Source organism: Bacillus sp. FG16 (assembly GCF_057809515.1).
In genome coordinates this window covers 56002-82791 of the sequence record NZ_JBMDKC010000012.1, presented here as the reverse complement: position 1 = coordinate 82791, position 26790 = coordinate 56002, and the positions used below count along the sequence as shown (strand labels likewise).

The following is a 26790-nucleotide window of genomic DNA, read 5'->3' as shown; positions in this document are numbered from 1 at the left end:
ATGCATTTCTTAAATATAAAGCGATGCAATTTCATCATTATTTAATTGAAGCTAAAAGTTTTTTACGTCAAACAATTGAAATATTAGAAAGAGAGAAAAAGAAAAAATCAGAAGAATTTCAAGCCGTAAAAACGATTATACAAACAATTGAGCGTAATGGATCAGTAACCGATAGAGAGAAGCAAAAATATAAAAATATACATTTACTAAAAGAAGCTGATTTACGAAAGAGCTCAATGAAAATACAAGAATATAAAATATTGGCGCATATTGTTCATGAAAATGTACAATACTTTCAAATATTAATGCACTCCTCGTTTTGGAGGGAAGTTACTGAAACGAGTAACATGAACTTACATGATTTACCGATACCACATCAACAATTACTACATCATTTAGAAGTACTCCCGCAATATACGGATCAATCTCCATCGTTATTATTTGTTAATAAGCCAACGTTTTTAGTGTATGAATATTACGCTTTTTTTATCGTTATTTCAATTTTAGAGCAAATTGGTTTTGAGGCTAGAAATTCCATTCGTGAACAAATACAAGAACATTTTTATGTAGATGGATTACAAGATGGAACGACAGTAGTTTTACAACGAGATGATATAAAGGTGCATGTCGCATTTAATGACTTAATTGAAACACATCCTCTTATTGCATTAAGTAAAGGGAGTAATTTTTACAATGGTGAGGATACGAAGAAGCCAGATATTCGCTTAGACTGTTATGTAAAAGAAGATGGGAAATACGTATATAAATCTTCTATTATTATTGAAGTGAAGTATAGTCCAATGTACAATATTTTTCAGCACGTCGGAAATACGAAAGCAACTGAGCAAATGTATAAGTATTGGTCTATAAAGTATGTAGAAGAACAGGATGGAAAGCGAGTCTATTATCGAAGGTCAATTTATGAAGTCATTTGTGTATATCCAGGAAGCCATATGCATAGTAAAAAAATTGAGTCTGGATGCGGTGTTTTCTTGCAGTTATATCCATATAAGACGAAACAAGGGGAAGAGAAATTAGCTGGAAAACATGGGATGGTACAAATTTTTGAAAAGTGGTTAAAAAGCATTGAGAAGTAAAAGAAATCCTTTTTCATAAAGGATTTTTTTAGATTAAGAAGAATTATATGCTGTATGGAAAGAAACATATTGTAATTTAGATTTGAAAAGTGATACAAATGTGTTATTAAAAGGAATGTGAGCGTGGGATAAAAGTCGATTAAATTGGAATCTAATTCATTTTGCAGAATATAATAAGTCATAAATATTTTTAGTTGCATACGAAGATTTGTTCTTATATGATAGATAGTGAAAGCGTTATCAAAAACAGAGCGACGATGGGAAAGGCGGTTAAATATGTTCCAGCGTGTTCAAACAAAGGAAGAACATTTTGGGTTCGAGCAACTATGGGGAGATTTTTGTGAAGAAAGAAACTTAATGTTCGTAGAACGTAATTTAAATCCATCACGATTTTTATTAATAGAAGATGAACATCCTATTGGTACAGTAGAATGTATTAAGTATACGGTACCTGAACAATCAAATTCTGAGTTTTTCTATCCGTTTTCTAAAAATGATTTAGTAAAAGATTTGAAGAATGTGTATGAAATAGGCAAGTTAAGTATTTCGAAAACGTCTCGTGGGAGAGGACATTTTAAAAGGCTAACAGCTATTTTATTTATACATGCGTTAGAAACAAAAGCTGAATGGTACATTGCAGCAGTAACAAAAAGAATGTATATGTATTTACTTACACTCGGTTTTCCAATTGAACCGATAGATAATCCATTTCAGTTTCATGATACTTTACAAGGTGTACCAGTAAGAATTCATGCTCGAAAAGGGGTTACGCATTTATATTCTTTAAAAGAATTTCGTGATGTGATTCAAGGGAATGCTCATGCACAGGCATTAATTGCAGAATACAGTAAAAATATTATGTTAACAAAATAAAACGAAGTGAATATGTATAATAAAGAGAATAATATTTTTATAGGATATAACTCTTCATTAAAAAAGACCCTTATTATTTTAATAAGGGTCTAAAAATTATAATCCAAATATACTAAAAATCATTTTGCGGCGCTTAGGTTTCTTTTCTCGTTCGTAGGTTGGTTTTGAATCAGGAGTAATATAAATGGGTTCTTCTTTCGTTAGGGCAGCTTCTAACTTTTGAATTCGCTCTAACATTTCCTCCATTTCACGACGGTGTTGTAAAAGTTGGTACGTGACGACATCATTTGCCTTATCTTGCATTTGTTCTTCCATTCGATCGAGTCTTCTCGTAATAGTGTTTAATTGATCAGCTAATTGTTCAAAATCATTCGATGATATGTTTTGAACAATTGTATTGACTTGAGTTTTTAATTCTTCAACCTCATTTGAGGAAGTCTTTTGAGTAGGTTGAGGATTTTGAGACTGCTCTATTTGAAATAGATGGTGTTCTAACATTTGATCGACATCATCTTGTGTGAAAATAAAGTGACCATATTTATTTTTTTCTATCGTAAGATTTAATTGTTGCGCGATCCGGACAACAGCCTTTGGGCTAACACCTAATTTTTTTGCGATAAATGGTGTTTTATATTCCAAAATAATCCCTCCTATATATATCCTGTTGAATGATTTCGAGCTATGAAGTAAGTTCCCTTCTAGTGCGACAAAAGAAGTGTGGAATCGGCAAAGAAAGTGTTTTTTCACGAAATTGAGTTAAGAAGAATAGTTTGTTTAAATAAAAATATTTTATCGTAACATTTAGAATAATTTGACTAGTGTAAATGAATTAGATTATCATAATGATAAATATCTTTTTTATGTATGCATATAATATATAAAAAGGTGGTTGCTAATGTAGAATTTTGTTAGAGTATTAGAATGCTTACTTCACTTGAATAAAATTAAGTAGGAGGTGGCTTCCTTGCTTACAATGTAAGTAAGGAAAAGTATTTGGACATATATAGTATAAGTATAGTGATTGTTTTAATTGCCTTAACGGCATTTTTCGTTGCAGCAGAATTTGCAATTGTTAAAGTGAGAAGTTCACGAATTGACTATTTAATTGCAGAAGGAAATAATCGTGCAACATCGGTCAAAACAGTCATTACAAACTTAGACGAATATTTATCTGCTTGTCAGCTAGGAATTACTGTTACAGCTTTAGGAATTGGGTGGTTTGGTAAACCTGCGTTAAAGCAAATGTTTGATACGCTTTTTGCAAATTGGAATATCTCTACTCAACTAGCAGACATTTTTGCTGTAACTTTAGTATTTTTGTTAATTACTTTTTTACATGTTGTAATAGGGGAATTGGCCCCAAAAACATTTGCAATTCAAAAATCTGAACAAGTGAGTTTGCTTGTTTCTAAGCCGTTAATTTTCTTTTATCGTATTGCATTCCCATTCATTTGGCTATTAAATGGTTCAGCTCGAATCATTACGAAGCTGCTAGGGCTGAAACCGCCGAAGGGGCATGATGAGGTTCATTCAGAAGAAGAATTACGGTTGTTAGTTTCAGAAAGTTATAAAAATGGTGAGATTAATCAATCTGAATATAAATATGTAAATAAAATTTTTGAATTTGATGATCGGATTGCAAAAGAAATAATGGTACCTCGAACTGAAATGAATATTATAAGTAAAGAAATGCCCGCTGAAGAAGCTTTGCAAAAAATGTCTCGCGAAAAATATACAAGGTATCCAGTTGTTGATGGCGACAAAGACCACGTAATAGGTTTTGTGAATTTTAAAGATATTTTTACTGAGTTTGTACAACATAAAGCTGTTAATAAGAATACAGTAGAGCAATATATGAGACCAATTATTTTAGTTATCGATTCTATTCCAATTCATGATTTGTTTTTAAAAATGCAAAAAGAAAGAACACATATTGCTATATTGATAGATGAATATGGTGGGACATCTGGACTTGTTACTGTTGAAGATATTTTGGAAGAAATTGTTGGAGATATTCAGGATGAGTTTGATACGGATGAGCAGCCAGAAATTCAACAAGTTAGTGAAACGAAGACGATACTAGAGGGAAAAGTACTTGTTAGTGAAGTGAATACGTTATTTGGTTTAGGGATTGATGATGATGGTGTTGATACAATCGGTGGTTGGATTTTAACGAAGAATATAGAGATTGCTGAAGAGGATTTCATTGAAATTGAAAATTATAAGTTTTGTGTGAAAGAATTAGATGGACATTATATAAAAAGATTAGAAGTTACAAAGATAGTAGAATCGATTGTTATTTTAGAAGATGAAAAACAAATTTCGTTACAAGAGCAAATTAGCTCGTAAACTCTGCTATATAGCAGAGTTTTTTTGAGCATAATGTTTTTTGAGGAATAGGGGCTATGATACAATGACATAAGTCAGACCTTTCACTAGGTGAAGTATTGTTGTATACATATATTTGGAAGGAGAAGAAGTATGAAAAAGCATTTATATATAAACGGAGATTGGAAATCTGTAAACACGTATAAACCATTATACGCACCATATTCTGAAGAAACATTAGCAGAAATTGCACAAGGAACGGAAGAAGATGTAAAAGAGGCTGTTACTGCTGCAAAAAATGCAATGACAAAAATGAATAAATTATCTGCATATGATCGAGCGACTATTTTAGAGAAGGTTGCACAAAAAATGGATGAAAGAAGAGAAGAATTTGCAGAGATTATTGCAAAAGAAGCTGCAAAACCAATACGTGCTGCAAGGGGAGAAGTAGATCGTACTGTTCAAACGTACAAATTTGCAGCTGAAGAAGCGAAGCGTATATATGGTGAGACATTGCCATTAGACGCCGCACCTGGTGCGGATGGGCGTATTGCATATACAATCCGAAAGCCGATTGGGGTTATAGGGGCTATTACCCCATTTAATTTCCCATTAAATTTAGTTGCGCATAAAGTTGGACCTGCAATTGCTGCCGGAAATACAGTTGTATTAAAGCCAGCTGATCAAACGCCATTATCATCTTATGCATTAGTTGAGTTATTTGAAGAGGCAGGATTGCCAAATGGAGCTTTAAATATCATTTCTGGCCCTGGCGCCACGGTTGGTGAGGCAATCGTCAAAAATGATTACGTTGCTTCTATTACTTTTACCGGAAGTCCAAAAGTTGGAATCGGAATAAAACAAAAGGCTGGGCTAAAACGAGTTACGTTAGAACTAGGCTCAAATGCTGCTGTTATTATTGATGAAGATGTAGAGTTAACAGATGAAATAATTGAACGTGTAAAATGGGGAGCATTTGTTAATAATGGGCAAGTTTGTATTTCCGTACAACGTGTTTTTGTACATGAAACGAAAATGCATGAATTTCTCTCGAAGCTAAAGAAAGTGATGGAATCAGTTGTTGTTGGTGATCCACTGCTTGAGGAAACGGATGTATCAGCTTTAATTTCAAAAAAAGATGTAGAGCGAATTGATATGTGGGTTCAAGAAGCAATCAAGGAAGGAGCAACTGTTTTATGCGGTGGTAAGAAGCGGGATGCAAGAATTTTTGAACCGACTGTATTAACAAATGTTCCAGATCATGTATCTGTGCAGTGCCAAGAAGTATTTGGTCCACTCATGACAGTAAATACATTTAAAGAATTTGATGAAGCGATTGAGCAAGTAAATAATTCGCGTTACGGCTTACAGGCAGGAGTATTTACAAATAATTTATTTAAAGCAATGCGTGCAATTGATGAGCTAGAGGTTGGTGGTGTCATGATTAATGATATTCCAACGTTCAGAGTAGATCATATGCCTTATGGTGGTGTAAAAGAAAGTGGCACGGGGCGCGAAGGAATTAAATATGCAATAGAAGAAATGACAGAAATGAAATTAGTATGTATTAAAAAATAAAGCATATAGAACTTAAACATTGCACTAAAAAACGAGTAGGAAAATGTTTACGATTCCATACTCGTTTTTTTAGTGTTTTTTACGTTTCTAGTTACTATTTAATTAAGTGTACCTTTTACTTCATTTCTTGTTTAAAAATAGTATCTTCTACATAAATATGCTCTTTATCTACAGCGGTGCTATGAGATAGTACTAAACCAATTGGTGTTTCTGTTCCTTTATTTTGTACAATTGTAAAGGGAACATTTTTTTCATTTGCTAATTTAATGTATTTTGATAAATGTGAGTAAGCAATGCCACCATTTAGGAATATTTGTAATGATTGAGAAGGGCGCATACTACTTGCCACTTCAGAATATACATTACTTTGCATTACTTGACCGATTGTTAAAGCGATTTCTACACGCTCACGTAATGTAGTTAAATACATATTACGTTCTTCTGGTTTGTTTTGCTTTTGGCCGTAAATGCCTTCTTGGAGATAATCTTCCACATTTTTATTTACCATATTTTTCACACCTTTCATTTTCTATTGTACGCAAGAATTAAAAATGATGCAAAAAAAGTCATTTTGACTACGGAAATAATGAAAATATGTGAAGGAAAAAGGGTATGTGAATACAATTAGTTAAATAAGAAAGAAAAAATTAATTTTATCAACAGAAATTAACAAAATGTGACAAAAATCTATTAACGAATCGTATTTTTTGTGTTAATATTCAAAATATAAAGGGTATTCGTCGTATGGAAATGGAGGGAATGGAGGTTTTTCCAATCGATAAGGATATTAAAGAAATATTTTGTTCACACTTGAAAAACAATAGGCACCAATTCGTAGAGAACTGGAAAAACAAAATGATAATTTCCGAAAAAGATCCATTTAAACTAGAAGTAGTTCAAAATGGAGAGGATTTACTAGAGTTAATTATCGAACTTACTATGGAAGATAAAGATATAACTTATCTTCAACCGTTATGCGAGAAAATTGCTATTGAACGTGCTGGAGCAGATGCGAATATTGGAGATTTTGTCTATAACGCAAACGTGGGAAGAAATGAACTTTTCGAAGCGATGTGTGAATTAGATGTTAGTGCTCGTGAATTGAAACCAATTATGGCAAAAATACATACTTGTTTTGACAAATTAATTTATTATACCGTTTTAAAATACTCGGAAATTATATCGAAGAATTTAGAGGAAAAACAGCAATATATTAACGAAACACATAAAGAAAGGCTGACGATTTTAGGGCAAATGTCAGCTAGTTTTGTACATGAATTTCGTAATCCGCTTACTTCCATTATGGGATTTGTCAAATTATTAAAGGCAGATCATCCGAGTTTATCGTATTTAGATATTATTTCGCATGAATTAGATCAATTAAATTTTCGTATTTCGCAATTTTTACTCGTATCGAAAAAAGAAATGTGGAATGAATCGGAACGGTTTTGGCTTAATGACTTGTTTCAAGACATTATACAATTCTTATATCCGAGTTTGGTCAATGCGAATGTTTCGATTGAAAAGAATTTACCGTATCCAATTCCGCTTGTTGGCTATCGAAGTGAAGTGAGACAAGTATTTTTAAACATATTAATGAATTCAATTGATGCTCTTGAATCAATGAAAGAAGAACGGAAAATTATCATTGATGTATTTGAAGAAGATCAAGCTATTCGAATTGTGATAAAAAATAATGGGCCAATGATTCCAGCTGAAAATGTAGAAACGATTTTTGAACCATTTGTAACTACTAAAAAGTTAGGAACAGGTATTGGATTATTTGTATGTAAACAAATTGTGGAAAAACATAATGGGTCCATTATGTGTCGATCAGATAACGATTGGACAGAATTTCAAATTGCATTTCAAAAATAAACAGTCTACACCAAATGAATGGTGTAGACTGTTTTAATTTGTAAGTATAACTGCTTCTAATTTAGGATCTTTATTTGAATAACCTGCTATTGAAATTGTATAAATAACATTTGGTTCAACATTGAATTTCGGTATAGTCAATAAAACGTTTTTATTATCTGCGAGTGAAATTTCAATATCTGCTGTACCGGGGCTAACTTGCAAAAAATCTGTTATTTGTTTAAAGAGTACATTTTCAAATAAATGATCCCCATCTTTTAAATCTACATTTACAACAGGGGTATCTGGAGAGAAATGTGCAAAGCGTATTTTGGCTTGACCAGCTGGTAAATGTGTATTATCAAGTATAGGTTGTAATTGTAGGTGATTATCACTGTTTATTGCAGCAAGAGTATAAGTATGATTTCCCATTATTGGTACCAATGCTGAAAAGATTGGAGTTTCATTTCCGACGGGTACAATATCTATACGGTATTTACCTTGTACTAATGATAAATAAGGGCTGAATTGCTTAAATGAAATATTTTTAATAATCTTTTGTCCGTTTACTAAAATGTCAACCGCCGGTATATTTGGATCGGCATGAAAAATTCTTATATGTGACGGTAAAGCAGCTTCTTGTGAATCCCTTGTTTCATACGCCTGTACAAGTTTCGATAGTGCATCGCAATATTTCATATATAATTCTATATATTTTTTAGGATTACGAAACTGATAGTAACGTGCGAGCTGTTCGTATTGCGTAACTTCTTGTCCATATTTTTCGATTTCAGGTTGAGACATGAACATTCCTCCTTTGTCATCATTAAAACTATATGCGAAGCAAGAAAGCGGTTATGCGAAAAAAATAATTTTATAAAGGGAAAATTAAAAATTGACAACAAATATGTCGTCATAAAGAGGTGCTGGTACTTACGAGTATTTCGTAGATTAAAGCAGTACATATGACTGCACGAAAGTAAAAACATATAAATGCCAAATTGACAGTGCATTTCAATTAACATATTGAATACATGTCCAACAATCGCTAGAAAACTAGAGTTTTTTTAAATTATAGGCAAATACACATACAAAGTGATAATTGTCCTACATAAATTATAAAGGAAAGGTAGTTTGAATCTGAGGAAAGGGGTGCCACTTCGGGATAGGGATATCCCGATAGTAATTGTGAATGAAGTTATGAAAAGGTTTTGTCTTATAGGCTGTAGGATGAATTTGTAAACTTGATTTTTCTATTTATTTAAGCAATTGACAGTATTAACCCATAAGAGAGCGTCATGACGAACTGATTAGTGTGGTTAATCGGTTCTTTTTTTATAGTTTAAAAATGAAAAGTTTACATATTAAATATGAATCTGAATTGATTAGTAAGGCAGGGTGTCGAAATTTGTTTTAAAATATGCAATTTAAAGTAGGATAATAGGAAGGAGTTTAACCGGAGTTCCGTCGAAGTGTACAGAATGTCGGCATATAAGGGCAGCTGGCATTATGCTATAAAACCATTTGGTGATGTAGTCATTTCATATAAAAGGGAGGGTTATTTGGGCGTATAGAAAAGGGTTGGTCTTCGCTTTGAGTTCTGAATTTTCTGTTTTATAAATATTTTTAAGCACTCATTTGTATATTTTATAATAGTTTTTTGATAAATTCACTGCTTTTGCAGAGGATTCTTTTTTATGAAAGAAACGTCAATTTTCTTCATATATATATACAAATTGGAGAAATGGGGGAGCGCTATGCGCGATTACTTAATTAAACCACTTGTTGGTCAGCCGTATCCAATGATTTCACATGGAAAAGGTGTTTATTTGTATGATCAAAATGGCAATAAATATTTTGATGGTTCGTCAGGAGCAATTACGGCAGGTATTGGGCATGGCGTAAAGGAGATTGCAGACGTTATTAAAAAGCAAGCTGAGGAGATTGCTTTTGTTTATAGATCACAGTTTACGAGTGAACCAGCTGAAAAATTAGCGAAGAAGTTAAGTGATTTAAGTGTAGGAGATTTGAACTGGAGTTTCTTTGTAAATAGTGGTACGGAAGCAAATGAAACAGCTATGAAAATTGCAATTCAGCATTTTCAAGAGCGAGGCATTCAAGGGAAACACAAAATATTATCAAGATGGATGAGTTATCACGGCATTACGATGGGTGCGTTATCGATGTCTGGTCACCCACTACGTAGACAACGTTTCGTATCTATTTTGGAAGATTATCCGACTATACCAGCTCCATATTGTTTCAGGTGTCCTGTTCAAAAGGTATATCCAACTTGTCAGCTGGCATGTGCGACTGAACTAGAAAGATCAATTGAAAGAATTGGTGCAGAGCATATTGCTGCTTTTATTGCTGAGCCGATTATCGGAGCAGCTGGAGGCGCGGTTGTTCCGCCGAAAGACTATTATAAAGTCATTAAAGATATTTGCGACCATTACGATATTTTATTTATTGCGGATGAAGTAATGACTGGGCTTGGTCGTACTGGAGCATGGTTTGCGATGGAGCATTGGGGTGTAGAACCGGATATTATGACACTTGGTAAAGGGTTAGGAGCGGGATATACACCGATGGCAGCGACAGTTGTAAGTGATCGTGTTATGGAGCCAATATTACGTGGGTCACGTTCAGTAATGAGCGGTCATACGTTAAGTGCAAATCCATTGTCTGCAGCAACGGCTTTAGCTGTTATTGAATATATGGAGAAACATAATCTCCCTGAAAAAACAGCAGAAAAGGGAGAGTATTTAATAAAAGGCTTACAGAAAGTTCAGCAACAATCGACAATCATTGCTGATGTGCGCGGAAAAGGGTTGCTAATCGGAGTAGAATTGCAACCGTTTACAAAAGCGTCGGAGCTTATTTCAGTTGCAGCTAAAAATGGCCTGCTTTTATATCAAGCAGTTTCAGGGCAAGCAGGAAAAGAAGATAGTGCACTGCTTGTAGCACCGCCAATGACATCTACATATTCCGAGTTAGATGAATTACTTTCAATTTTCTCTAAAAGTGTGGAAGAGATGATGCAAAAAGGAGGGCATAGTATCGCATGACAACTATTACAAATACATTCGGTAAATTAAAAGAAATTGAGGAAGTAATTTCTTTGTTCCATGATGATATGACATTAATGTTTGGGGGATTTGGAGGGATTGGATCCCCTCCATCTTTAATACAGGCAATTTTAGAAAAAGGCGTTACAAATTTAAATTTGATTGGAAATGACACTGGATTTCCTGATGTAGGTATCGGTCGTCTTGTTACAAATGAAAGAGTTAAATCACTAATTACTTCTCACATTGGATCCAACCCAAATGCAGGAAGGCAACTAAACGAGGGAAGATTACAAATTGAGTTTTCTCCGCAGGGAACATTAGCGGAACGCATTCGCGCAGGTGGTGTTGGTCTTGGTGGTATTTTAGTTGATGTTGGTGTTGATACGATTGTGGAAGAGGGAAAACGAACAGTTGAAATGAACGGTAAGACATATTTAGTTGAAACAGCATTAACTGCTGAAGTTTCAATTGTATATGCGAAAAAGGCAGATCCGTTTGGTAACCTTGTATTTGACAAAAGTGCACGAAATATGAATCCTCACGTAGCAATGGCTGGGGATATAACAATTGTAGAAGCAGAAGAAATAGTCCCGCTAGGAAGTTTAGATCCAGAGGAAATTGTCGTTCCAGGTGTTTTCGTAAATTATATTGTACCGTCGGAAGGAGTGAACTGGAAATGGGTATGGGCGTAGAAGTGAGGGATAAGATTGCTAGGCGTGCGGCGAAAGAAATACAAAATGGTATGATTGTAAATTTAGGTATTGGCATACCATCGCTTGTACCAAATCATTTGCCTGACGATATAAATGTTATGTTTCATGCGGAAAATGGAATCGTCGGCATGGGACCAACGCCAAGTAAAGGGAATGAAGACGAAAACTTGTGTAATGCAGCAGGTTTACCAACTTCTCTTATAACAGGAGCGAGTTATTTCGATAGTTGCACAGCGTTTGGGATGATTCGAAAAGGTTTGCTAGATATAACGATTCTTGGTTCATTACAAGTAAGTGAAAATGGTGATTTAGCAAACTGGATTGTACCTGGAAAACGTGTTCCAGGTATTGGTGGAGCAATGGATTTAGCACAAAAAGCGAAGCGGGTCGTTGTTGTGATGAATCATGTTGATAAGTACGGAAATGCAAAAATTGTTTCAGAGTGTACATTGCCATTAACTTCAAAGAAATGTGTAGATTTAATTATTACTGATATGGCGGTCATGGAGGTAACTCCGAGTGGACTTATATTACAAGAATTAATGAGCCCATACACAGTAGAAGATATAAAACGACATACAGAAGCGGATTTTCAAATTAGTTCTAACTTACTAGTAATTGAATGAAGGGAGATGTAATATATGGAGCAATTAAAAAAGCAAGTTTGTGATTATATTGAGAGACATGAAGAAGAAAGTGTGAAATTTTTAAAACGATTAATTCAAGAAAAGAGCGTATCTGGTGATGAAAGCGGTGCGCAGGCGATTGTGATTGAAAAATTACGTGAATTAGGTTTGGACCTCGATATATGGGAGCCTTCTTTTTCTAAAATGAAAGATCATCCTTATTTTGTATCACCCCGTACAAGTTTTTCAGATAGCCCAAATATTGTAGCTACTTTAAAAGGAAGTGGAGACGGGAAATCTATGATATTAAATGGGCATATTGATGTAGTTCCAGAAGGGGATGTCAATCAGTGGGAACATCATCCTTATAGCGGTGAGAAAATAGGAAATCGTATATATGGCCGTGGAACGACGGATATGAAAGGCGGAAATGTCGCACTCATGCTTGCGATGGAAGCGATTATTGAATCTAGCATTGCATTAAAAGGAGACATCTATTTTCAAAGTGTAATAGAAGAGGAAAGTGGCGGAGCAGGGACATTAGCAACTATATTACGAGGATATAAGGCAGATGGTGTCATTATTCCAGAGCCTACTAATATGAAGTTTTTCCCGAAACAACAAGGTTCCATGTGGTTTCGTTTACGTGTAAAAGGGAAAGCTGCACACGGTGGAACGCGTTATGAAGGGGTTAGTGCAATTGAAAAAAGTATGTTTGTTATAGAACATGTAAGAAAGCTAGAGGAGAAAAGAAATAGTCGAATTACAGATCCGTTATTTAAAGGGATTCCGATTCCAATTCCAATTAACATTGGGAAAATTGAAGGAGGGAGTTGGCCAAGTTCTGTTCCAGATGAATTAATTTTAGAAGGAAGATGCGGTGTTGCGCCGAATGAGACTATAGAGGCGGCAAAAGAAGAGTTTGAGAATTGGATTGTTGAATTAAATGATGTGGACAATTGGTTTGTTGAAAATCCAGTAGAAGTAGAGTGGTTTGGAGCGAGATGGGTTCCTGGTGAATTAGAAGAGAATCATGAACTCATTACGACACTTCATCACAACTTTGTTGAAATCGAAGGGAACGAACCAATTATTGAAGCATCTCCGTGGGGGACTGATGGAGGTTTATTTACACAAATTGCAAACGTACCAACAATAGTATTTGGTCCAGGAGAGACGAAAGTAGCACACTATCCAAACGAATATATAGAAGTTGATAAAATGATAGCTGCCGCAAAAATTATTGCATGTACATTACTAGATTGGTGTGAGGTGAAAAAATGAAATACTATGAATCTTTTAGAGAACAGACGAATTGTTATACAGTAGAAGGCGTTTTAGATTATTTTAATAAGCGTATTCGGGTAGATCACTATACAGGAAATGTTGAAAGTATTATACAGACAATTGACGAACTAGCAGAGAAGCATTCTTTCACTAAATGTATTATTAAAGGAAAGGGAGAGCATGTTTCAACATGGCTCTCTTTCGGTTTTTTGTTGGAAGCAACGATACCTCATTATTTTCAAGGACACGATGCATACTTTTTTGTGAAATATAATAATGATGAAAGACGAAATAGTATGCATTGGACTGAGGAAGATACTATATTAAGCGGTGTAAAAGGAAAAGAAATAAAAGAAAAAGTAGTTCCAGAGAAATTTTTGCTGAGAAAAGCGAATGAAGAAGATGCAGAAAAATTAGCAACTGTATTCGGAAAAGTATTTGAAGTGTATCCGACACCTTTAAATGAAGCGAGTTATGTATTACAGACGATGAAAGAAGAAGATACAATTTACTACGTATATGAATATGAGGGGAAAATTATTAGTACAGCATCTGCAGAAATGAATATAAAAGAAGGGAATGCAGAATTAACGAATTGTGCTACTTTACCTGAATATCGTAAACATGGATTTATGAAAAGTTTACTAATTAAATTAGAGGAAGAGCTTCGAGAAAGATCTATTTTCTGCTCCTATACAATTGCTCGATCGCTTTCTTTCGGAATGAATGCTGCCTTTCATCAATTAGGTTATACGTATACAGGAAGACTGGCGAATAATTGCTACATTTTCGATAAGTTGGAAGATATGAATATATGGGTGAAAGATCTTTCTAGCTATTCGAAAGCAGTAAAACTTCCGCCTCAAAATTCGGCTGTAAAGCAAAACAGTTAGGTGGAGCTGGGTGTTCGAAAAGCTGTACTAATTAGAGTTTCGAGTTATCTAATGAAAATATAAAATTGGTCAAAATTATAGAACGGAATCGTCATGCTTACAATCGCACATAGGTGTGCCGAAAATTCGGCATGTAATTGCTGGATTTTCGGCAAGAGGGGGGATGACATTGCTAGCAGTTTCGACACAAGAAGTCATTGAAGCGATTTTGGGCAGTATTGATGAGGCTATACACGCTGTAGATGAGAATGGAATTACAATATTTTATAATTCTGTAGCTGCAAAACACGATGGATCGAAGATTGAAAAAGTGTTAGGGAAACATCTGTTAGAAGCGTTCCCGTCTTTATCAAGGGAAACGAGTACATTGATGAAAGTACTAGATACAAAAAAACCTATCGTACATCAAGCACAGCATTATCAAAATTTAAATGGTGAAGATGTTTGTACAGTAAATACGACGTTACCTATTTTTATAGATGGGAATATTGCTGGGGCTGTTGAAATTGCAAAGGATTACTCTACAATTCAAAAACTTACTGACACAATTGTTGACTTACAGTCGAAAATAAAGCGATCATCTAGAAAAAAAGTGATTAAAAAACATGCTGCATTTGAGACGATAGTGACAAATGATACGCGGTTTAAACAGACGAAAGAGTTAGCACAAAAAGTAGCACCAACAGACGCAAATGTTTTAATATATGGTGAAACAGGAACAGGAAAAGAACTGTTCGTACAAGCAATTCATGAAGCTTCTAAAAGAAAAAACAAGCCATTTATTGCACAAAACTGTGCAGCTTTACCAGAGTCGCTATTAGAAAGTTTATTGTTTGGAACGACAAAAGGAAGCTATACAGGAGCGATTGAAAGAGCTGGGCTATTTGAACTTGTTGATGGTGGTACATTATTTTTAGATGAACTGAATTCAATGCCTCTTGATTTGCAGGCAAAAATGTTACGAGTGTTAGAAGATGGAGTCATTAGAAGAATTGGTGATAATAAGACGAGAAAAGTAGATGTTCGTGTTATTACCGCAATGAACCAGCCTCCAGAAATATGTTTACGAGAGAATAAAATTCGCACTGATTTATATTATCGCTTAAACGTATTTTCATTATATATCCCACCGCTTCGTGAAAGAACTGAGGATGTACTATTATTAGCATCTTATTTTTTGAAAGAATATAATAAAAGTTATAAAAAAGGTGTACTTCAAATTGATGAGGAAGCGAAAGATAGACTGCAAGCTTATCAGTGGCCTGGAAATGTCCGAGAGTTAAAACATACGATTGAACATGCTGTTATTATTGCAGAAGGGAATACATTAACAGCCAATTGTTTACCACGTACATTTCGGAAAGAGAATTTTTCGAAGAAGAAGGGTATAATGCCACTTAGAGCAGCACTTCATCAAACAGAAAAAGAATTAATAGATCAAGCGTTGATTGAAACGGAAGGGAATATATTACAAGCCGCAAAAATGTTAGGTATCCCTCGTCAAACGCTTCAATATAAACTGAGCAAGTACGACAAAACCGCCGAATAATCGGCGGTTTTTGTGTGTTTGCACGAATAAAAGAGCGTTTACATATATAAAAAGTAATGAATATGATGTTAAGTATTGATTTCATACAACGCTTAAAAATATTTTTTCGCTTATGTAATAGGGTTCTCCGCACATTTACTTATCAACAATGTAAAGTTGGCATAACTATTGCTTATATAAAGGATGAGCGTATAAAAAGGGGGAATAGCAATGTTACATGATGTATACAAACCAAATCGTCACTGGAAGGATATCGAATTATGGAAAGATGTTACTGAAGAGCAATGGAATGATTGGGTTTGGCAATTAACGAATACGATCAAAACGTTAGATGACTTAAGAAAAGTAATTAACTTAACACCTGAAGAAGAAGAGGGCGTTAAAATTTCAACGAAAACGATCCCGTTAAACATTACACCGTACTATGCTTGGCTAATGAATCCTGATGATCCACGCTGTCCGATTCGGATGCAATCAGTACCGATTTCGGAAGAGTTATATAAAACAAAATATGATTTAGAAGATCCACTTCACGAAGATGAAGATTCACCAGTTCCAGGGCTAACACATCGTTATCCAGACCGTGTACTATTCTTAGTAACAAATCAATGTTCTATGTATTGTCGTTACTGTACACGTCGTCGTTTTAGTGGACAAATTGGAATGGGTGTACCGAAGAAACAATTAGATGATGCGATTGCTTATATTAGTGAAACACCACAAGTGCGAGATGTATTAATCTCCGGTGGTGATGGACTTCTAATTAACGATAAAATTTTAGAATATGTATTAAAAAATTTACGAGAGATTCCGCATGTTGAGATTATTCGTATCGGAACGAGAGCACCAGTAGTATTCCCGCAACGTATTACAGAAAATTTATGTAACATTATTAAAAAATACCATCCAGTATGGTTAAATACACATTTCAATACATCTATTGAAATTACTGAAGAATCGAAAAAGGCATGTGAAATGTTAGCGAATGCTGGTGTTCCAGTCGGAAACCAAGCAGTAATTTTAGCTGGTATTAACGACAGCGTTCCAATTATGAAAAAACTTATGCATGACTTAGTAAAAATCCGTGTACGTCCATATTACATTTATCAATGTGACTTATCTGAAGGTATCGGTCACTTCCGTGCACCAGTATCTAAAGGTCTTGAAATTATTGAAGGTTTACGTGGACACACATCTGGTTATGCTGTTCCGACATTCGTTGTTGATGCGCCAGGTGGAGGCGGTAAAATTGCACTTCAACCAAACTATTTAATCTCACAAAGTGCAGATAAAGTTGTACTTCGTAACTTTGAAGGTGTTATTACGACGTATCCAGAGCCAGAGAGCTATATTCCAGGAAGAGCGGAAGGATACTTTAAAGAGATTTATCCGAACTACGAAGAAAAACGTTCAGATGTTGGTATCGCAGGTCTTATGAGCGATAAGAAATTTAACCTCGTTCCAGACGACTTACAGCGTATGAACCGTCGTAAAGACTATGAAGATAATGATACTCATGCATCTTTAAAAGATAAACGTGATAAGCGTGATCAATTAAAAGATAAAAAATATCAAGCGCAAATGGCTAAATTAGAAGAAAACGACAAAAAAACTGAGGGTGATGCAGTATGAATTGTATGTGGTGTGACAGTACAGAAGCGAAAGAAAGCTTGAATACTGTATATTGGGAATTACCAGATGGTACGAAAGCCATTGAAATCCAAAAGACACCATGTATTTCTTGTTCCTCGTGCGGGATGGACTATCAATCAGACCATACAGTAAAAGAAATTGAAGATCAATTATTTTTAATTTATACGAAAGATTTACCAAAACAACTAACATATGAAGAATTAATGGGAAGACCACGTCTATTAAAAAGAAATTATTTCGACTTTTAACCAGCTTTTATGCTGGTTTTTTTCTTTTTTGCCTTGTATAATGTACCCAAGTTAGAAAGGTAGGGAATATTTTTGAAAAAAACATTTTACCATTATATGATGAAGCATCGTGCAGCTTTATTTAGAAATGAAATTTCAGATTTAGCAGAGGCGATGTATGATGATTTAAGTTTTCCGAAGCAATCTGAAGACTATGATGAAATTAGTTCATACTTAGAGTTGAGCGGAATGCTAGAAAGTATGTCTATATTTGATGAAGCCTGGGATTTATACATACAAGATAGATAAAAACTATTTGAAAACATACAGAATACATTACTTTGTGTAAAGTGAAGTATTCTGTATGTTTTTTTATACGAAATTTGTTGATTTAAAGCTAGTCTAGTTACTAGCTTTTTTTTGAGTGTAACGTAAATTTTATAAGATTATAATTTTTATTGAAAAAATTTATGAATATAAGCTTCTGTGATAAGCGTTTTTATGTAGGTTGCATATACTGATATCAAAATCACGACGTCAAAAAAAGGAGAGATAGAGATGGCAAGAAAAAAACAACCTAAATACAACGTAGGGGACATAGTCGTGATTACGCTATATGGAACCGTTGGGAAAATCACAAATATGAAGGTTTTAGATGGAGTTTATGTATACGAAGTCAATAATCACGATGGATTTTACGTAGAGCAAACGTTGCAGCACGTTACAGAGCAAGATATGAAAAAGGGCGATACGGAGTGGATTGAATTAAATTATAATTTCACGTTTGGTGATCTTGTGCAAGTAACTGGATATGATAAAGATGTTTTCCGTATTGTTGGTTTTCGTACAGAAGTATGGAGATATAAGAATGACGCCTGGGAAGATACAATTTATGAATTGTCACGGATTACGGATGGTGAATGGTTAGAAGCGGATGAGTCAGATTTAACGTTACTTGCGAATGCTCAAACGGCAAATGCCATTTTGAAGAAACTGAAACAAGATAAAGCAGGTATGAATAAATTAGATTTAGGTAAGTTAAAGTCAATTAACAACTCGAAAAAAGTGAGTGTTAAGACGAATCGTCAAGAAATCATTGATGGGTTACTTGATATTTATAACGATTATCAATTATTGTTCGATACATTTAAAGATGAAGAATATAAAATTGTAATGGATGTTGTTCATAATTATTTAGTTAAATTGACAGAGAAAAAATAGTTAACTAGAAAGAGAGAATAAATTGAACAACAACATATGCAGTATAAGGTATGCCTACAACTATTAAAAAAATAAAAAGCCACTTTATAAGAGAGTCTGCCCATTGATCTTCATGCATGAACTCTTCTTTTGTTTGTCCTACTTCATATTGATTTTCCATTATTATTTCCCCCTTTGAATAGCTTGTACTACAATCGTATGCATCTCGTCCAAAGCTTATGACCTATAAAAAAATAAAATCTATTTTTCTAATCTCATATACATAATTTTGAGATTTTTTCATAAAACAGAAATAAAGGAGTGATGCTCATGAAGGAAATTGAAGTCGTGATTGATACGGAAGAGATTGCGGAGTTTTTTTATGAGCAACTAATTGAAAGAGGGTACGTCCCAAAACGAGAAGAAATTGAAGATCTCGCAGATATTACATTTGAGTATTTATTAGAGAAATGCATGATTGATGAAGTTTTTGATGAAGAGGATGAATGAAAGTAACGACGGGCATAACTCGTCGTTTTTTACTCTTTACAAACCTGTCACAAATATAGTCAATAATTATTGGTATAATGAAAAGGAAATTTTACTCAAGAGGTGAAGGGATGTTCAAAAAAATTATTGATTCTTTATTAGGAAAGAAAAAATATCGTTCGTATTCAAGTAGTGATTATCGTCGTAGAGGGCGCTCTTATTCAAGTAGCGATTATAAACGACGTTCATCTGGTTATGGACATCAACATTATAAAAGAAAACGTAAAAGCCGTAGCTTCTTTTCAAGTAGCTGATGAAATGGCGTCGTGTACTAGCATTATTTGATAGACCACTGCGAAAAAATACAATTGTTGCAGAACGTTATAAAATTGAATCAGTAATTGGAATGGGTAGTTATGGGGTTACATATGTCGTTAATGATTTACAAATAAATAGATATAAAGTCTTAAAACAATTAAGACAAAGTAAACAAAGATATGAGTCTGGTAGAAAATCATTTGAACAAGAGAAAATGATTTTACAAACATTGAATCATCATGCAATTCCTAGTCTATATGATCATTTCATATGGGAGAAAAAGAGCTTCTTTGTAATGGAGTACATGCCTGGTAAAAATTTTGAAGATTATATTTTCATAGATGGGTATGTATATACAGAACGTGAAGTTTTTGAGATTTTATATGAAATATTAGAAATTGTATCGGTGTTTCATAGTGAAGGCATTATTCATCGAGATTTACGCATTCCAAACATACTAATGAAAGAAAATCAAATTAGTATTATTGATTTTGGATTGGCTAAATGGAAAGGTGAGGATGATGAGCGAGCTACAACTTACGAAGGTGAACAAGCTTTGATGCGAGAAGTTCACTTTCGTAGCGACTTTTATGCGCTCGGTCATTTCTCATTATTTTTATTATATGCAGGATATGAATCTAATGAAAAACAGGAAAAACCATGGTACGAAGAATTAACTTTGGAAAATTATAATCGCGAAATTCTTATGCGAATGTTACAAATAAAAACGCCGTACTATGAGAATGTACAAGATTTAAAACAAGATGTAGCTTCTGCTTTAGAAAGGATGGAGACTCCATGTTTCAAAAGTTTTTAGCAAGCGTTGGTATTGGAAGTGCAAAGGTAGATACTGTTCTTGAAAAAGATGAGTATATTGTTGGGGAAGAAATAGTTGGAAAGGTTCATATAACTGGAGGTTCAGTTAGCCAACAAATTGAAAGCATTTACTTAACATTATCGACGTCGTATGTACGAGAAGTGGATGATAAAAAAGTAACAGCAACATATGATTTAGAGCGAGTACGCTTAACAGAACCTTTTTTTGTAGAACCGAATGAAAAAGTTGAAATTCCATTTTCTTTTCCAATGCCAATTGAAGCACCACTTACACTTGGTATGAAAACGGTTTGGATTCATACAGGTCTTGATATTAAACGTAGTATAGACCCAAGTGACCGCGACTACGTTCAAGTGTTACCCAATGCATTATTAAGTAGTGTTTTAGATAGTGTAAATGAATTAGGGTTTAAAGCACGTCATATAGAATGTGAAGAATTACCGCATCGATTACGTAAGCAAGTTCCATTCGCACAAGAATTTGAGTTTATTCCGGTTTCTGGAGAGCATTATGGGAAATTAGATGAATTAGAATTATTAATCTTGCCATGTGCATACGACCGACTAGAAATTATTATGGAAGTAGATAGAAAATCCCGTGGTTTAGCTGGATTATTCGCTGAGGCGCTTGATCTTGATGAGAAGGTGATTCGTTTTACCGTAACAAGAGAAGATATCCCTGAGATGAAGCAAAAAATTAATAATTATATTTTTTAATAAACTATGCATAAAAAAGAAGTGGAGAGGAAAACTAAAACAACCGCTCCATTTTTTTGCATAGTGAGGTTATGTATGTGAAACGATATCGACATTTATACTTGCTAAGTTTTACGTTACTCATTTGTTTTGTCGTATTATCACTTTCGTATCATACCGCTTGTATTGAGAATTTTGACAATATAGTCGCACATTTTATTCAAAGCTTTCGAAACGATTATTTGACGACCTATTTTACTTGGGTGTCTTTTATCGGTTCCAAAAGAATATATTTTCCATTACTCATTATTCTTGTAATGTATTTTCTCGTTAGAAAAAAGTTGCTTAGTGCGTTACTTCTAACAATTAATTACTACGGATCTCGTTATTTAAACAGTATGCTTAAACTATGGTACGAACGAGCAAGACCTGATGTCACGCAGCTTGTTACTGCGACTGGATATAGTTTTCCGAGCGGTCATACGATGAATGCTACTGCTTTTTTAGGATTTATTGCATACGTCACAATTACTGAAGATCGTATTTCGTTGCATAAAAAATTATTAATTATTCTTATAGCAAGCTTTGTTGTATTATCTATTTCAGTTAGCCGAATATATCTTGGCGTGCACTATCCATCTGACGTATTAGCAGGATGGGCAGCTGGCGGTAGCTGGCTCGTTTTATGTGTTATATTTCATAAAACGTTCATAAAAAAAGAACCTATGTCATAATAGGTTCTTTTTTCATTGGCTCAACATGAATGTGTGCATGGTAAATTCCAAACTTTTTGCGAAGCATAGCCTCGATATTGTCAGTAATACAGTGACTTTCTCCAACATCCATACGAGCATCTACTTCAATTGTAATATCAACGTACGTTTGATTCCCGTACATACGTGCTCGAATATCTACAATGTTTTCCACACCGCCAATATGCTCAATAGCATCAGCGTATTCTTCCATTTTATCAGGATCAATTCCATCTGTTAGCATATGAGAAGATTCTACGAAAATCTCCCATGCAGTTTTACAAATAATAAGACCGACAATTAAAGCGGCAATAGGGTCTAAAATAGGCATTTGGAACTGAGAACCGACAATACCTACTACAGTACCAATACTTACGAGTGCATCTGATAAATTATCCTTTGCAGCGGCTTCTAATGATTTACTTTTTGTTCGTGCTGCAATTTTTTTCGTATACAAATACACGCAGTACATAACGACAGCAGAAAATAAAGCAACCCATGCAGCGAGTACATTAGGTGCTGCTTGTTTCGGATTTAAGAAAGATTGAATGGCACTAATAACAACTTCTAATCCGACTGTTGCCATAATGAAGGACGCAACAAGTGATGCGATTTGTTCGGCCCGCGAATGCCCATACGGATGATCTGGGTCACGAGGTTTACGAGATATTTTTAGACCAATTAATATCGCTAAAGAAGCACCGATATCCGTTAAGTTATTTAAACCGTCAGCACGTAATGCGCTAGAGAGGGTAATATAACTGATGATGATTTTCATAGAGGATAAAAATATGTAGGCCATAATGCTGACAATAGCACCTTTATCAGCTTCTTTATGAGAAAGAGTATCCATTTTAATCACTCACCTTTCTTTAAAGGAATTTCTTTCTATAAATAGAGTATCAAACGAAAGTCGTGTGGGTCTATACAAACATTGTTGACGTTTTATAGCTTTTTAAGAAGGGGATAACAAAGTTTCGTGAAGGAAAAATATGTTGAAAAGTACAAAGTCAGGGTGTAAACCGAATGGGAGTTTATTTACTAAAGAGATAGGAGGCTAGATGGATGAAGAAACGAATACTTTTCTTACTATGTATTATTCTTATAATGACAAGGTGTAATTCATTAAACGATGAAAAACGTCAAAAGATAATTGTGAAAATAGATGAAAGCCCTCTGAAAAATATTTTCCAGAGGGCTTTTATTTTAGTATGCTTCTAAAAACTCAGTAACTTGCTCTTCAGTTTTTGCGTTAGCACTATGTAAGTGGCCTAACTTCTCACCATTTTGGTATACAAGTAAACTTGGAATACCCATTACTTGATACTCTTCAGCGATACTTGGAAACTCATCTTTATTAATAGAATACCATTCAAATTTATTGAACTCTTCCATTACATCTCCGATAAAGTTGTCCATACGTACGCAATCTGGGCACCATGTAGTAAAGAACTTAACAACTACTGGCTCCTCGCTTGCGATGAGGTCTTTGAATTCTTGTTCTGTTTTAATTTCTTTCATAAGTAAAACTCCTTTCAATATCACACGAATTTATATGCAAAATTCGTATTTGCAAACATGTTGCAAACTTATTATTTGTTTTTTAGTTTTGTAGTTCGTTCACACTTATAAAATTGTATGTAACATGACTGCGCTACTAAGTGTGAAAATAACGGAACCTCACTTTTCTTTATAAGCTTTTTCCAGGATTGTGTCAAACTTTTGAATTTTATACAGAAATTAAAGAAGCCCACACTTTGATTGAGTATGGGCAGAGTGACTAAAATTAATCGCTTATTAATTTCGAATAGATATTTAAATCGATAAGCTTTCCAGCTGATTTTTCGCTCTTTCTCAGAGTACCTTCAAAAGTAAAGTTTAATTTTTCTAATACTTTTATGGAATTTACATTTGCAGGTTCAACTTTTGCTTCAACACGATTTAGTTTTAGATGTGTAAAAGCATAATCTAATAAAGAGGATATTGCTTCAGGTGCATATCCTTTACCCCAAAATGTTTTTGAAATATCATAGCCAATCTCAGTCTTTGAGTTTTCAAAATCTAAGGAATTATAGCCACATGAACCGATAATGTGATTAGATTCTTTTTCAATAATAGTAAAACGTATAGCTTTATTATTTTGAGCGAGTTCGTTAAGGAATTGAATCATATCTTTTGCCTGGTTCTCATCAGTGAAATTACTTATATTCATGAATTTAGTAACATCAGGATCAGACCATATTTTAAACATACTTAGTGAATCAGATGCTTTCATTTTCCTTAAATATAATCTCTGTGAGTGTAGTTCTGTAATCAATACTTTTACCTCCGTTATGTTGTAATGATAGGTAGATTAAAAATATTGATATCTGCGCATAATTCAGTCCCTTCTAGATTAATTAACTTTTATTATACAAGAAAATAACTACATTGAACAAAAGCGTTAATTGGAGGTAACGAAATGACAAACTAATCAATTGAATATTGCGTTCAGTGTGATTAAGAAAGTGGTGTATAAAGATGGGACGAGATGAGAGTTACTGCCAAACTAAAAAAAGAGTAAATAATTTAAAAACATTTTACATTCATTTAACCATCTACATACTAGTCAATCTGATGCTTTTTTACTTTTTAAGTAGTGAATTAGCTATTTTTTATTCTATAAAGAAATAACTCCGAAGCTCATATCTTTTCATGATAATATAAAGTGAAGAGGAGGGCCTTCCCTTTAATTATTAGTACACACTAATCAGGTTTTACGGGTAGTTAATTTTTTATCTAACTTCCCCGTATGTACTGAATTTTAATGTGGAAATGTTCGTTAATGCGAGATAAAAGAAAAAAGAGGATATATGAATGCTTGTATTAGGTTTTATGTTAATTGGTTTAGGTATTTTTATTGTTTGTCTGACTGTAATTGATGGAATCAGAGAGACAAAGGAAGATGGTTTCAGTGGGTTTAAAGATTTTATTATTATTGTGCTGGTGCATATTATAGAAATAATCAGTGATTTATGGGGATTCCAATTGCTATTCATATTGATAGGATTGGTTTGCATCGGATTTGGCGTTGCTATTTTAACAGTAGAATTGTAGTGGAAGATAAGTAAAGGGCATCTAATTAAGATGCCTTTTTATATTAATTACAAAAATTGAATCAGGTTAGAAATTATATGGTTGTAATGGGAATTGAGGGATATGAATAAAAAAATTATCCTGCATTAACGGGCAGTAAGCCCCCCACTGATTAAAGTTTCACTTTATTAGGGATTTGCCTTAAACATTTATTGCAGTCAAGAATATTTATAATAATATGAACTAAAAAAGGTCCAATTTTTGTAATGTTGGAGGGGATTATTGTGGACATAACTCAAAGCGTATCAAGAATAGTGGTTAATGGGAAAGACCTTTCTTTCACTTCAGTTCAAACCTCTGCATGGAATCATGGACCTGTAAATGATTTAATCGTTACGACGAATCAGAGAGTGAATGAGCTTTATCAATTTATGTGGTCACAAGTACCGGTTACGATTTCGGTATATTTCCTTCAAGGAGCGGATTTACTTAGGTTCGTTAGGGTTGCGGGAATTAATGAGCGTGTAACGGGAGAATATGTATATCATTTCATTTGGTGATAAGAAGAATTCAAAGTAGTCTAGCAGCTACTTTTTTATTTTGTCATTTGAATATAATCGAGCGGACTAGCTTTATAGTACCCACTGAAATAATGAATCATAATATAATTTGTAATAAATTATACGGGAAGGGAGCTGAAAATAATGTTTTATTCATATTTTAATTCTGAAGCTGGTATGCGACCAGCTTATGGTACATCTATAACGTATAGTGGAGCACAAAGTACAGTCCAAGCTATTCAACAAGCATTGCAAATGCAACAACAATTGCAAATGCAGCAGCAAGGTGTACAACCGTATTATTCATCCGTAGAGTATTTTTACCCAGTACATCAAGTTACACCGTACGGAAGTTCTTTTCTGACTATTCCATATGGGACTGTATACAACTTATAACTAGTAAGGAATGAAGTGGTGTATATAAATAAGGGTGCAGGTTAATAGCGCCCTTATGAATAATAAAAATAGCTAGTCCAAACCTTATAAATCAAGCTTACATAATATGTAGTAATAAGTTTGAAAGGGGAATTAGTATGTCTTGTTATTACTACTGTAAGTATTGTAAGGAGTATAAAAAGAAGCATCATGATTGTTGTAAGAACACTAGTAAGTGTCATGATAACAAGGACAATCTTGTTAGAGCATCGGCATTTAGAGCTAGAAATACTGTGAATCAAAATGTTCCTGCTAATACTTTTGTGAAAGTGTTATTTCAAAATGAACAATTTGATTTAGCGAATGAGTATAATCCAGCAACATCTATTTTTATGCCGAAGACTAAAGGTGTATATTCTATTATTGGAACGATTGGTTTCTTTCCAAACGATCCAACTTTAAATTATAGAGCACGTGTAGAAATTCGTGTGAATGGAAACGCAGCGATAGCAATAGATAATGACTTTTTTGGTCCAATAAGTTTTGGAAATGTCGTAAGTGTTTCGACGATTGTTCAATTGAATGCAGGGGATGAAGTTGAGATTTATGCACAAAGTAGTATAGATGGAGTTTTAAGTCCTTTAGAAGATGGTGCACATTTTGAAGCAGCAAGATTTCCTTCTCCAATTAAATAAAGTCATTAAACAATGAGTTTACAGAAGCTTAAAGGTAAATC

General features: G+C 34.0%; 31 protein-coding genes and 1 pseudogene. 25 read left to right on the top strand and 7 right to left on the bottom strand.

What is annotated here, in order from left to right:
- Positions 1-1097: hypothetical protein (locus ACODS7_RS07075; protein WP_488826311.1), on the top strand; the 1097-nt coding region annotated here is incomplete at its 5' end.
- A gap of 276 nt (positions 1098-1373) precedes the next feature.
- Positions 1374-1970 carry a hypothetical protein gene (locus ACODS7_RS07070; protein WP_000487795.1) on the top strand — a complete coding sequence of 199 codons (597 nt, stop codon included), beginning with the start codon at positions 1374-1376 and terminating at the stop codon, positions 1968-1970.
- 96 nt (positions 1971-2066) lie between these two features.
- Here ACODS7_RS07070 and racA read toward each other — a convergent pair whose 3' ends face one another.
- On the bottom strand, positions 2067-2609 hold the full coding sequence (racA, locus tag ACODS7_RS07065; RefSeq protein WP_000456013.1) for a chromosome-anchoring protein RacA: 543 nt from the start codon (positions 2607-2609) through the stop codon (positions 2067-2069).
- A 354-nt stretch (positions 2610-2963) separates the two neighbouring features.
- On the opposite strand from racA, the gene ACODS7_RS07060 reads away from it, so the two are divergent.
- Positions 2964-4319 carry a hemolysin family protein gene (locus tag ACODS7_RS07060; protein ID WP_016081756.1) on the top strand — a complete coding sequence of 452 codons (1356 nt, stop codon included), beginning with the start codon at positions 2964-2966 and terminating at the stop codon, positions 4317-4319.
- A gap of 132 nt (positions 4320-4451) precedes the next feature.
- Positions 4452-5876, top strand: coding sequence for an aldehyde dehydrogenase family protein (locus tag ACODS7_RS07055; protein ID WP_029442231.1), 1425 nt, complete (start codon positions 4452-4454; stop codon positions 5874-5876).
- Positions 5877-5991: 115 nt separating this feature from the next.
- Here the strand turns inward: ACODS7_RS07055 and ACODS7_RS07050 are convergent, their stop codons facing one another.
- Positions 5992-6384: a YueI family protein gene (locus tag ACODS7_RS07050; protein ID WP_016081754.1), complete on the bottom strand. Its 393-nt coding sequence runs from the start codon at positions 6382-6384 to the stop codon at positions 5992-5994.
- A gap of 236 nt (positions 6385-6620) precedes the next feature.
- Between ACODS7_RS07050 and ACODS7_RS07045 the strand changes: the two genes are divergently transcribed.
- Positions 6621-7754, top strand: a complete 1134-nt coding sequence (locus ACODS7_RS07045) for a BA2291 family sporulation histidine kinase (protein WP_080117203.1) — start codon at positions 6621-6623, stop codon at positions 7752-7754.
- A gap of 33 nt (positions 7755-7787) precedes the next feature.
- Here the strand turns inward: ACODS7_RS07045 and ACODS7_RS07040 are convergent, their stop codons facing one another.
- On the bottom strand, positions 7788-8537 hold the full coding sequence (locus ACODS7_RS07040; RefSeq protein WP_016081752.1) for a DUF4397 domain-containing protein: 750 nt from the start codon (positions 8535-8537) through the stop codon (positions 7788-7790).
- A gap of 953 nt (positions 8538-9490) precedes the next feature.
- Here ACODS7_RS07040 and ACODS7_RS07035 point away from each other — a divergent pair.
- The 10 genes from ACODS7_RS07035 (at position 9491) to ACODS7_RS06990 (ending at position 18973) form a co-directional block, all read left to right on the top strand.
- The gene (locus tag ACODS7_RS07035; RefSeq protein WP_243168112.1) at positions 9491-10801 is read left to right on the top strand and encodes an aspartate aminotransferase family protein; all 1311 of its coding nucleotides are present in this window, start codon (positions 9491-9493) and stop codon (positions 10799-10801) included.
- Positions 10798-11496 (top strand): acetate CoA-transferase subunit alpha, encoded by a 699-nt coding sequence (atoD, locus tag ACODS7_RS07030; protein WP_016081751.1) that lies wholly within the window; start codon positions 10798-10800, stop codon positions 11494-11496. Before ACODS7_RS07035 ends, atoD begins: the two co-directional genes overlap by 4 nt.
- Positions 11481-12143 (top strand): CoA transferase subunit B, encoded by a 663-nt coding sequence (locus ACODS7_RS07025; RefSeq protein ID WP_000525277.1) that lies wholly within the window; start codon positions 11481-11483, stop codon positions 12141-12143. Before atoD ends, ACODS7_RS07025 begins: the two co-directional genes overlap by 16 nt.
- A 15-nt stretch (positions 12144-12158) precedes the next feature.
- Positions 12159-13427, top strand: coding sequence for a peptidase (locus ACODS7_RS07020; protein WP_016081750.1), 1269 nt, complete (start codon positions 12159-12161; stop codon positions 13425-13427).
- Positions 13424-14323: a putative beta-lysine N-acetyltransferase gene (gene ablB, locus ACODS7_RS07015; RefSeq protein WP_029442232.1), complete on the top strand. Its 900-nt coding sequence runs from the start codon at positions 13424-13426 to the stop codon at positions 14321-14323. The genes ACODS7_RS07020 and ablB overlap by 4 nt, the downstream gene beginning before the upstream one ends.
- Positions 14324-14486: 163 nt before the next feature.
- The gene (gene rocR / locus ACODS7_RS07010; RefSeq protein ID WP_080681755.1) at positions 14487-15872 is read left to right on the top strand and encodes an arginine utilization transcriptional regulator RocR; all 1386 of its coding nucleotides are present in this window, start codon (positions 14487-14489) and stop codon (positions 15870-15872) included.
- Between the two features lie 210 nt (positions 15873-16082).
- The gene (gene kamA / locus ACODS7_RS07005) at positions 16083-17504 is read left to right on the top strand and encodes a lysine 2,3-aminomutase (protein WP_000902145.1); all 1422 of its coding nucleotides are present in this window, start codon (positions 16083-16085) and stop codon (positions 17502-17504) included.
- Positions 17501-17773 carry a YokU family protein gene (locus tag ACODS7_RS07000; protein WP_000995766.1) on the top strand — a complete coding sequence of 91 codons (273 nt, stop codon included), beginning with the start codon at positions 17501-17503 and terminating at the stop codon, positions 17771-17773. The genes kamA and ACODS7_RS07000 overlap by 4 nt, the downstream gene beginning before the upstream one ends.
- Before the next feature lie 72 nt (positions 17774-17845).
- Positions 17846-18061, top strand: a complete 216-nt coding sequence (locus ACODS7_RS06995; RefSeq protein ID WP_000750717.1) for a YozE family protein — start codon at positions 17846-17848, stop codon at positions 18059-18061.
- 249 nt (positions 18062-18310) lie between these two features.
- A complete protein-coding gene (locus tag ACODS7_RS06990; RefSeq protein WP_000101498.1) occupies positions 18311-18973 on the top strand; it encodes a hypothetical protein in 663 nt (220 codons plus the stop codon).
- Positions 18974-18977: 4 nt separating this feature from the next.
- On the opposite strand, the gene ACODS7_RS06985 is transcribed toward ACODS7_RS06990, so the two are convergent.
- The gene (locus ACODS7_RS06985; protein ID WP_000431486.1) at positions 18978-19133 is read right to left on the bottom strand and encodes a DUF3930 family protein; all 156 of its coding nucleotides are present in this window, start codon (positions 19131-19133) and stop codon (positions 18978-18980) included.
- Between the two features lie 149 nt (positions 19134-19282).
- On the opposite strand from ACODS7_RS06985, the gene ACODS7_RS06980 reads away from it, so the two are divergent.
- The 5 genes from ACODS7_RS06980 (at position 19283) to ACODS7_RS06960 (ending at position 22026) form a co-directional block, all read left to right on the top strand.
- Complete coding sequence (locus ACODS7_RS06980; RefSeq protein WP_000658451.1) at positions 19283-19462, top strand: YozD family protein; 180 nt, start codon at positions 19283-19285, stop codon at positions 19460-19462.
- A 110-nt stretch (positions 19463-19572) separates the two neighbouring features.
- Positions 19573-19755: a hypothetical protein gene (locus ACODS7_RS06975; RefSeq protein ID WP_000473371.1), complete on the top strand. Its 183-nt coding sequence runs from the start codon at positions 19573-19575 to the stop codon at positions 19753-19755.
- Positions 19755-20576: a serine/threonine protein kinase gene (locus ACODS7_RS06970; RefSeq protein ID WP_029442234.1), complete on the top strand. Its 822-nt coding sequence runs from the start codon at positions 19755-19757 to the stop codon at positions 20574-20576. The genes ACODS7_RS06975 and ACODS7_RS06970 overlap by 1 nt, the downstream gene beginning before the upstream one ends.
- A complete protein-coding gene (locus ACODS7_RS06965; RefSeq protein WP_243168111.1) occupies positions 20558-21313 on the top strand; it encodes a sporulation protein in 756 nt (251 codons plus the stop codon). Before ACODS7_RS06970 ends, ACODS7_RS06965 begins: the two co-directional genes overlap by 19 nt.
- 77 nt (positions 21314-21390) lie before the next feature.
- Positions 21391-22026: a phosphatase PAP2 family protein gene (locus tag ACODS7_RS06960; RefSeq protein WP_000833369.1), complete on the top strand. Its 636-nt coding sequence runs from the start codon at positions 21391-21393 to the stop codon at positions 22024-22026.
- On the opposite strand, the gene ACODS7_RS06955 is transcribed toward ACODS7_RS06960, so the two are convergent.
- From ACODS7_RS06955 to ACODS7_RS06945, 3 genes are all read right to left on the bottom strand, one after another.
- Positions 22016-22897, bottom strand: coding sequence for a cation diffusion facilitator family transporter (locus ACODS7_RS06955; protein ID WP_000380385.1), 882 nt, complete (start codon positions 22895-22897; stop codon positions 22016-22018). The two genes, ACODS7_RS06960 and ACODS7_RS06955, sit on opposite strands and share 11 nt — an antisense overlap.
- A gap of 353 nt (positions 22898-23250) precedes the next feature.
- Positions 23251-23565 carry a thioredoxin family protein gene (locus ACODS7_RS06950; RefSeq protein WP_016081745.1) on the bottom strand — a complete coding sequence of 105 codons (315 nt, stop codon included), beginning with the start codon at positions 23563-23565 and terminating at the stop codon, positions 23251-23253.
- 265 nt (positions 23566-23830) lie between these two features.
- Positions 23831-24361 carry a GNAT family N-acetyltransferase gene (locus tag ACODS7_RS06945; RefSeq protein ID WP_000627261.1) on the bottom strand — a complete coding sequence of 177 codons (531 nt, stop codon included), beginning with the start codon at positions 24359-24361 and terminating at the stop codon, positions 23831-23833.
- Between the two features lie 203 nt (positions 24362-24564).
- Here ACODS7_RS06945 and ACODS7_RS06940 point away from each other — a divergent pair.
- The 5 genes and pseudogenes from ACODS7_RS06940 to ACODS7_RS06920 form a co-directional block, all read left to right on the top strand.
- Positions 24565-24669, top strand: a pseudogene (locus ACODS7_RS06940) (2TM domain-containing protein); the annotation flags it as partial.
- Between the two features lie 231 nt (positions 24670-24900).
- The gene (locus tag ACODS7_RS06935; protein WP_029442237.1) at positions 24901-25140 is read left to right on the top strand and encodes a hypothetical protein; all 240 of its coding nucleotides are present in this window, start codon (positions 24901-24903) and stop codon (positions 25138-25140) included.
- A 263-nt stretch (positions 25141-25403) separates the two neighbouring features.
- Positions 25404-25679: a hypothetical protein gene (locus tag ACODS7_RS06930; protein WP_000355695.1), complete on the top strand. Its 276-nt coding sequence runs from the start codon at positions 25404-25406 to the stop codon at positions 25677-25679.
- A 144-nt stretch (positions 25680-25823) separates the two neighbouring features.
- On the top strand, positions 25824-26075 hold the full coding sequence (locus tag ACODS7_RS06925) for a DUF3947 family protein (protein ID WP_029442238.1): 252 nt from the start codon (positions 25824-25826) through the stop codon (positions 26073-26075).
- Positions 26076-26212: 137 nt separating this feature from the next.
- Positions 26213-26749 carry a C1q-like domain-containing protein gene (locus ACODS7_RS06920; RefSeq protein ID WP_001278088.1) on the top strand — a complete coding sequence of 179 codons (537 nt, stop codon included), beginning with the start codon at positions 26213-26215 and terminating at the stop codon, positions 26747-26749.
- Positions 26750-26790: the final 41 nt, after the last annotated feature.

Coding starts and splice junctions, on each gene's coding strand:
- ACODS7_RS07070 (WP_000487795.1), top strand. CDS start 1,374: ATGTTCCAGCGTGTTCAAACAAAGGAAGAACATTTTGGGTTCGAGCAA.
- ACODS7_RS07055 (WP_029442231.1), top strand. CDS start 4,452: ATGAAAAAGCATTTATATATAAACGGAGATTGGAAATCTGTAAACACG.
- ACODS7_RS07050 (WP_016081754.1), bottom strand. CDS start 6,384: ATGGTAAATAAAAATGTGGAAGATTATCTCCAAGAAGGCATTTACGGC.
- ACODS7_RS07045 (WP_080117203.1), top strand. CDS start 6,621: ATGGAAATGGAGGGAATGGAGGTTTTTCCAATCGATAAGGATATTAAA.
- ACODS7_RS07040 (WP_016081752.1), bottom strand. CDS start 8,537: ATGTCTCAACCTGAAATCGAAAAATATGGACAAGAAGTTACGCAATAC.
- ACODS7_RS07035 (WP_243168112.1), top strand. CDS start 9,491: ATGCGCGATTACTTAATTAAACCACTTGTTGGTCAGCCGTATCCAATG.
- atoD (WP_016081751.1), top strand. CDS start 10,798: ATGACAACTATTACAAATACATTCGGTAAATTAAAAGAAATTGAGGAA.
- ACODS7_RS07025 (WP_000525277.1), top strand. CDS start 11,481: ATGGGTATGGGCGTAGAAGTGAGGGATAAGATTGCTAGGCGTGCGGCG.
- ACODS7_RS07020 (WP_016081750.1), top strand. CDS start 12,159: ATGGAGCAATTAAAAAAGCAAGTTTGTGATTATATTGAGAGACATGAA.
- ablB (WP_029442232.1), top strand. CDS start 13,424: ATGAAATACTATGAATCTTTTAGAGAACAGACGAATTGTTATACAGTA.
- rocR (WP_080681755.1), top strand. CDS start 14,487: ATGACATTGCTAGCAGTTTCGACACAAGAAGTCATTGAAGCGATTTTG.
- kamA (WP_000902145.1), top strand. CDS start 16,083: ATGTTACATGATGTATACAAACCAAATCGTCACTGGAAGGATATCGAA.
- ACODS7_RS07000 (WP_000995766.1), top strand. CDS start 17,501: ATGAATTGTATGTGGTGTGACAGTACAGAAGCGAAAGAAAGCTTGAAT.
- ACODS7_RS06990 (WP_000101498.1), top strand. CDS start 18,311: ATGGCAAGAAAAAAACAACCTAAATACAACGTAGGGGACATAGTCGTG.
- ACODS7_RS06985 (WP_000431486.1), bottom strand. CDS start 19,133: ATGGAAAATCAATATGAAGTAGGACAAACAAAAGAAGAGTTCATGCAT.
- ACODS7_RS06980 (WP_000658451.1), top strand. CDS start 19,283: ATGAAGGAAATTGAAGTCGTGATTGATACGGAAGAGATTGCGGAGTTT.
- ACODS7_RS06975 (WP_000473371.1), top strand. CDS start 19,573: ATGTTCAAAAAAATTATTGATTCTTTATTAGGAAAGAAAAAATATCGT.
- ACODS7_RS06970 (WP_029442234.1), top strand. CDS start 19,755: ATGAAATGGCGTCGTGTACTAGCATTATTTGATAGACCACTGCGAAAA.
- ACODS7_RS06965 (WP_243168111.1), top strand. CDS start 20,558: ATGTTTCAAAAGTTTTTAGCAAGCGTTGGTATTGGAAGTGCAAAGGTA.
- ACODS7_RS06955 (WP_000380385.1), bottom strand. CDS start 22,897: ATGGATACTCTTTCTCATAAAGAAGCTGATAAAGGTGCTATTGTCAGC.
- ACODS7_RS06950 (WP_016081745.1), bottom strand. CDS start 23,565: ATGAAAGAAATTAAAACAGAACAAGAATTCAAAGACCTCATCGCAAGC.
- ACODS7_RS06935 (WP_029442237.1), top strand. CDS start 24,901: ATGCTTGTATTAGGTTTTATGTTAATTGGTTTAGGTATTTTTATTGTT.
- ACODS7_RS06925 (WP_029442238.1), top strand. CDS start 25,824: ATGTTTTATTCATATTTTAATTCTGAAGCTGGTATGCGACCAGCTTAT.
- ACODS7_RS06920 (WP_001278088.1), top strand. CDS start 26,213: ATGTCTTGTTATTACTACTGTAAGTATTGTAAGGAGTATAAAAAGAAG.